Raw genomic sequence first — 6,843 nt, 5'->3', positions numbered from 1 at the left:
ATACCAGCATAGCCTTTTGTGGCCACCTGTTTATAAGCCGCCGGAAGATAACCCAAGCGGATACCTTTCGCCAACGCATATACGAACATGCAGGAAGCGGAAGCTTCCACATAATTGCCCTTGCTTCCCCCTCTGTCGAGTACCTGGTACCAGCAGCCGGTGTTGGCATCCTGGTATTTTTTAACGGCGGCGGCTGTACGACCTAAGATGGCAATCAGGCTATCTCTGCCCGGATCTCCTACCGGATAATATTCCAGCGCATCCACCAGCGCCATGGCATACCAGCCCATCGCCCTACCCCAGAAGTGAGGCGACTGTCCCGTGGTTTTGTTGGCCCAGCGCTGTTCCCGTGACTCATCCCAGGCATGGTATAATAAGCCGGTGGTAGTATCACGTGCATGTGTTTCCATCAGCACAAACTGCCGGGTAATATCACGGAAGGCGCTGTCTTCATGAAACAGTGCAGCGTATTCCGCGTAAAACGGTTCCCCCATATACAGGCCGTCCAGCCACATCTGGTAAGGGTAGCGTTGTTTATGCCAGAAGCCACCATCGTGGGTACGGGGCTGGCCGCGCAACTGTTCCCGCAGCTGCGCAGCGGCTACCCGGTATTTATTATTGCCGGTGGCTTTATATAATGTCAGTAATACCCGGCCATTCTTGATATTATCGATGTTGTAATCCTTTTGCCGGTACGTACGGATATCACCGTTATCTCCTACAAAAAAATCCATGCGCTGCTGCATGTACCGGAAATATTGCTGATCATTGGTTTGTTTCCATAACCCCGTAAATCCTTCCAGTACTACGCCTTCGTCATAGGTCCATTTCATCGGTGTACCGGGAAGCGAATCTTTCCAGATCCGCATCACCGTAGCGGCCATACCGGCGGCCCCTGTTTGCGCCTGTGTAGTCAGGGAGTGGATGGCCATCAGCGCCCCCATGAATAAGCTCTTTTTAAAACTCATGCTCTTCCGTTGAATGGTTGTTGCGATAACGACAGCTGTCGAATGTAATATTGTTGATGTTGCGGGTTTGCAACGGTTTAGTACCAGCCGAAGTCTGGAGATATACATTACTGAAATGTATGCCTGTTGCCTCCAGGCAACTAATCCCTTCATCTGCTTTCATAACCAGGTTACTCAGCCAAATATTGCTGACGGGCATCTCCGGCAGGCCGCGGATAAAAACCGCTTTCTTCGCGCCACTGCATACCACATCATTGATATAAAAGTTACGAAATCCTGGGGTCGCCTCAGTCACCGGCAATTGCTCTACTTTAGGCGCTGTTCTTCTTTCACCGGCCAACGGCACCGGATCCTTGGCGGCATAGTACATATCAAACAGGATAGCTTCTCCCGGAATATCTTTCATATTAATACGGGCGGCGTAGATATTTTCTACCACCCCACCGCGGCCACGGGCAGTTTTAAAGCGCAATCCGATATCGGTGCCCAGAAAGGAACAATCCGAAACATAGATATTGCGGGCACCTCCGGACATTTCACTCCCTATCACAAAGCCCCCATGTGCATGATAGACCGTACAGTTTTGGACCAGCACATTTTCTGTTGGCTTCCCACGCCTGCGTCCCTGCTCATCTCTGCCAGATTTAATGCAGATGCCATCATCTCCCACATCAAAGGTGCAGTCCAGGATTTGTGCATCCTTACAGGACTCCAGATCCACCCCATCACCGTTTTGCGCATACCACGGATTCTTTGCATAGATCCCTCTCAGGGTAATATTTTCACAGAGCAATGGATGCAAACACCAGGCAGGAGAGTTTTGAAAAGTTACGCCTTCCAGCAGCACGTTTTTACAAGCAGAAATACTAATCATATTAGGGCGAAGAAAATCTTTGATACCGGCATAATCTGCCGGTTTACTACCTGGCGTAATTACGCCTGCCTGATTGGTTTTAGCGCCGAGATAAGATAATTTAGAAGGATACCAGGTCACGCTGTCTTCCCCTACCAAACCACCGGAGGCCACCAGTTTCTCCCACTGTGTAGCGGTGAGCTTGGCCTTTTTAACTATGCGCCACGCATCGCCGCCGCCATCCAGGATACCACTACCGGTGATGGCTATATTCTCCAGGTTATTGCCCGACACGGGAGGCTGGCAACGCACGGCGGCCAGTCCTTCGTAAGTAGTCGTGATGAGTGGATACTGATCAAAGTCGGTCGTAAACTGCAATATAGCATTCGCTGCCAGATGAAGATTCACATTGCGCTGCAACACCAGCGGCCCCGTGAGCCACAGTCCCGCCGGCACCAGCACTACGCCACCGCCATGGTTACTACAGGTGGTAATGGCCTCGTTAATACTTTTGCTGTTTAAAGTGATGCCATCTGCTTTAGCGCCATAGTCCCGGATATTAAACGTATCCTTTCTGAAATGTGGCTCATAGATCAGCGGCAGTTCGTAGCTGTATTTATGTTGGAAAGGTGTTGTCTTCAGATAAGCCGCCAGTGGCAGATGTTGTTCTCTGATGGCCCCTGCAATGAGTGCAGCCATTTTTGCGGCGCCATAGGCAGAAAAGTGGGTATTGTCTGTAACACCTTGTGGCAAAGAGTGGTAATGTCCTGCGGGTGTAGTTTTAAACATTTTCACGGAACCGGTATCTCCTGCCTGTTGGAGGAGCGCGGTACTGCTTTGCTGAAGGTCGAGCAGCGGCACCTGCATTGCCGCAGCCACCGTCCTGACCACCGCAGGATACTGGCCATGGGTGTCTTCCAAAACACCTTTGGTAAACTGACGGCGGGCTACCGGGGTAATCAACACGGGATTAGCTCCTTTGGCGCGGGCTTCATTTACAAAGCGTTCGAGGTTTGTTTTGTAAGCGCCCTGCGGTGCTGCATAACGCGTGCTATCGCTGATTTTAGCATCATTATGCCCAAACTGGATCATCACCCAATCGCCGGGATGCAATTGCGCCAGCACACTATCCCAGCGGTGTTCATCGATATAACTTTTGGTACTGCGCCCGTTCACGGCATAATTTTTTATGACCATGCCGGGTTCAAAAAAAGTGGGCAACAGCTGTCCCCAGCCACGCTCCGGATTATCCGCCAATGGCTTGTCGGCCATGGTGGAATCACCGATCAGGAATATAGCGGGTTTGGGACTGGCAGGTGCCAGTCCCAATAATGATAATAGTAGTATCTGCAAATATCTCATCAGTTGTATTTATCGTTCTGCTTAAATTCTTCTTTGTTACTTACTGCATCTATCTGATTCTGCGGAATGGGCCGCACGGTATGAAACGACTGGAAATATTTAGCCGCATCCGGATTGTGGAGCGCAATTCTTTCTCCCAGCTTACCGGTACGTTTCAGGTCGAACCAGCGTAGCTGTTCACCCGCCAGTTCCCTGGCTCTTTCATCGAGGATAAAGTCCAGGCTGATATCCGCCGCAGTAATTTCCATGGCCGCTTCCTGACCGGGAATAGCGGCTCGTTTACGGATCACATTAATATAATCGGCTGCTTTAGCTGCATTGCTCAGGTTAAATTGTGCTTCCGCGGCTATCAGGTACATTTCAGCGAGGCGGATAATAAATGCATCGCGGGCACTCTGTTCTTCGTTTAGGGATGCCCGTGTGGGATCATCGAATTTCTGCAGCGATACATAATGGGTACGATCGTTGCCGCCACCCTCACTGTTGTACACCGCATTTTTGTCGTACAAACGATATTTCGTGGTAGCTGGTAATACATCCTTACTGCAGAACACCGCCGTGTCTCCCAGCTTCATGCCCGCCGGTGCTGTTTTAAGATTATTGCAAAGCCATGCCTGTTTGAAAGAAGCCTGATAACGCGCATCTGCTTTATCATTGAACAGGTTTAACAAAAACAACGTAGGCATGTAACGGTTAAACGGGCGTTGGTTCAACACATCCCGTTGCATACCCGGAAGGTCATCATACTTCATGGCAAACATCAGGTGACCATTGTTGGCGCCACGGGAGTGCCCGTTGGGAAACAGCGTGGCATCGGTACGGTCATCGAATACCAGGTTTTTCATATAGTTAACCGCCCAGATCACTTCTTTATTTTGCAGGTTATCCATGCGCCATAAATCTGCATACTTTGGCAGTAATGCAAAGCTATAATTATTAATTACTTTATCAGCCATATCTGCCGCCTGCTGGTTCATGCCACGGGTGAGATACATTCTCGCCAGAAAGGCTTCTGCTGCAGGTTTGGTGACCCTGCCATAATCGGTAGTGGTAACGGGTAAGTTATTCACCGCCACATCCAGGTCAGCAAAAATTTGTGTGTAAAATTTCTCTACCGGGGTACGGTTAGCAGTAGTAACGGCGCCGGAAGTTTCTTCCAATGTAAAATTCACACCACCCCAGGTTTCCACAATATGCCAGTAGTAAAAAGCACGGAGAAAATGTAGCTCTGCATTGCGTACTTTCTTTTTATCTTCTGTCAAACCGGCTTTATCGATGCGGGTAATACCGGCATTGCACAGATTGATGGCTGCATATAATTGTTTCCACAATCCACTCATCACGGTATTGCTGGCCTGCAGGTTATTATAGTTGGTGATGTCGGGATATTTATCACCGGTGCCGCTGGTCCAGATGTCTGTACCCATTTCTGCAATACTGTACCCTTCTTCTTTTCCATACCACCAACGGTTATAGGTATACGCAGCATTTACCAGCGTTTCAAATCCTTCAGGGGTAGAATATACAGCGTCGCTGGTAGTGCCGCCAGGGTTGTATTCTTCCAGCTGCTTGGCGCAACCAGCAAGACTTGCAGCGGCTATTGCCAGTATAATAAAGTATTTATTTATGTTCGGTTTCATAACTGCTTTTTTGAAAAATTAAAACTCAACATTTAATCCGGCCACATACATTTTAGTGAGTGGGTTACTCAGATCACCGCCTCTTTCCGGATCGTAGTCTTTTATTTTGCTGAAAGTAAAGAGGTTCTTACCGGTCACGTATAAACGAAGACTACTCAGGTGCATTGACTTCAATGCCTGCCCGGAGAAGGTATAGCCGAGAGACAAATTGCGGATCTTCACAAAAGAGCCCTCTTTATAGCCCAGTGTTTTAATGAAGGGCGTACCATCTTTAGAAAGACTTGCATTCGGGCGCGGATAATCGTTGGAAGCATTTTCAGGTGTCCAGTAATTAAGCGGAGCGCTGTTTTCCAGTCCCTGTGGATCAAATTTAGCAGCATATTCAGAATTGATCCATTGTCCTATGCGTGCAAACACGTAGATGTTGAGATCAAAATTTTTGTAGCGGAAATCGTTATTCAACCCACCACTCCATTTAGGCACCTGTGCACCGAGAATAATACGGTCTGCAGAATTGATGATACCATTGGCGTCCTGGTCTTTTACGCGGATATCACCGGGTTTGTAGCCATACTTCGTTGCTTCACCCGCATCGGCTGTTTGCCAGATCCCAATTTTTTGCTGATCGAAATATACTTTCACCGGGGAACCTATGAACCAGCCATTGGCCACATCATTGGTGTTGCCATCTGCCAGTGCCACGATTTCTTCTTTGTTACGGGAGTATACGATGTTGGATGTCCACCTGAAATCTGCCGTCACAATGTTAGTGGTGTTGATGCCTATTTCTATTCCCCTGTTGCGGGTTTTACCAATGTTTTGTATCACCGTACTAACACCCGTGGAAGTAGGTAAAGTACGCAGCAGGAGCAGATCTTTGGTTTGCGTATCGTAGTAGTCGATGCTACCGCTGATTTTGTTGGCTATGATACCGAAATCGAGTCCGATGTTTTTGGTAGTGGACAATTCCCATTTCAGATTTTTGTTGCCAGCCTGATCACCGATAGCGTAGGCCATGGCGGCATTGGTATCATCGTAAGAGAAAGGAACTTTAGTGAGATAAGCGGTGCTGGAATAAGGCGCTACCGCATCATTACCTGCGATACCATAGCTCACTCTCAGTTTCAGGTCGCTCAGGAATGTTTGTGACTTCATGAACGCTTCATCGCTGATACGCCACGCGCCTGCGACAGATGGGAAGAAGGCCCATTTATTGCCGGGGGCTAATTTAGACGAGCCATCGGAGCGGCCGGTCAGTGACAAGAGGTATTTCCCTTTGAACGCATAGTTCAGGCGTGCGGTAAAAGAAATCAGTTTACTCGCCTGATAGCTGTTGCGAATAGCAATGCCACTGACGTTGTTTTGCAGCGCATAGTACAGTTGAGAAGGCAGCAGCTGTCCTTCACCCTGCATGAGGGAAGAATCGCGCTGATCTGTGAGTACGCTGGCCACGCCGGTGATGCCAAAAGAGTGGTTGCCGATGGTTTTGTTATAGGTCGCTACGTTTTCCCAACTGAGAAACCGGCGGGAACTCCCGTTCGACTGTGACCGCGAGGTAGACGCAGTAGATCGGTCGATGGAGCTTTTGGAAGCAAAGACGCCTTGTTTCGCATTTTCCAGCGTTACCCCAAAATTGGAACGGAACATAAATCCTTTGAAGGGTGTGAGTTCCAGGTAAGCGTTGATAAAAGTGCGGGTTGTGCCGGTGTTATTTAAATAGGCATTGGGTTGTTCATCCGCCAGCGGGTTGATAGCAGAGCCACTGTTAGGGAATAACACCAGGTTGCCGGCAGAATCATAGGGGGAACCCAACGGAATATATTTGTTGGCCTGATTCAGCGGATCGCGACGGGCGCCCTGATCATAGTAAGTGATCTGGCTTTGCACGCCTACTTTAAGTGCATCGTTAATCGTTTGATCGATGTTTAAGCGGGTAGAATAGCGTTTCAGTTCATCCAGTTTCAGGAGTCCTTTTTCATTGAAGTAATCGAAGGAGAAATAGACTTTTGTTTTTTCTGAC

General features: G+C 48.7%; 4 protein-coding genes. All 4 read right to left on the bottom strand.

Going from position 1 to position 6,843, the window contains the following annotated elements:
• Window positions 1–968, bottom strand: a 968-nt coding sequence (locus VIP81_RS29200; RefSeq protein ID WP_331970030.1) for a glycoside hydrolase family 88/105 protein, incomplete at its 3' end; no start/stop codon positions are given.
• Window positions 958–3,183 (bottom strand): glycosyl hydrolase family 28 protein, encoded by a 2,226-nt coding sequence (locus VIP81_RS29195; protein ID WP_331970027.1) that lies wholly within the window; start codon window positions 3,181–3,183, stop codon window positions 958–960. The genes VIP81_RS29200 and VIP81_RS29195, both read right to left, overlap by 11 nt.
• Window positions 3,183–4,823 carry a RagB/SusD family nutrient uptake outer membrane protein gene (locus tag VIP81_RS29190; RefSeq protein WP_331970024.1) on the bottom strand — a complete coding sequence of 547 codons (1,641 nt, stop codon included), beginning with the start codon at window positions 4,821–4,823 and terminating at the stop codon, window positions 3,183–3,185. Before VIP81_RS29190 ends, VIP81_RS29195 begins: the two co-directional genes overlap by 1 nt.
• A gap of 18 nt (window positions 4,824–4,841) precedes the next feature.
• The coding region (locus tag VIP81_RS29185) for a SusC/RagA family TonB-linked outer membrane protein (RefSeq protein ID WP_331970021.1) at window positions 4,842–6,843 on the bottom strand (2,002 nt) is incomplete at its 5' end.

This window comes from Chitinophaga sp., assembly GCF_036566945.1.
GTDB lineage: Bacteria > Bacteroidota > Bacteroidia > Chitinophagales > Chitinophagaceae > Chitinophaga.
The sequence above is the reverse complement of the archived record's forward strand: the minus strand, read 5'-3'. Positions and strand labels throughout refer to the sequence as shown.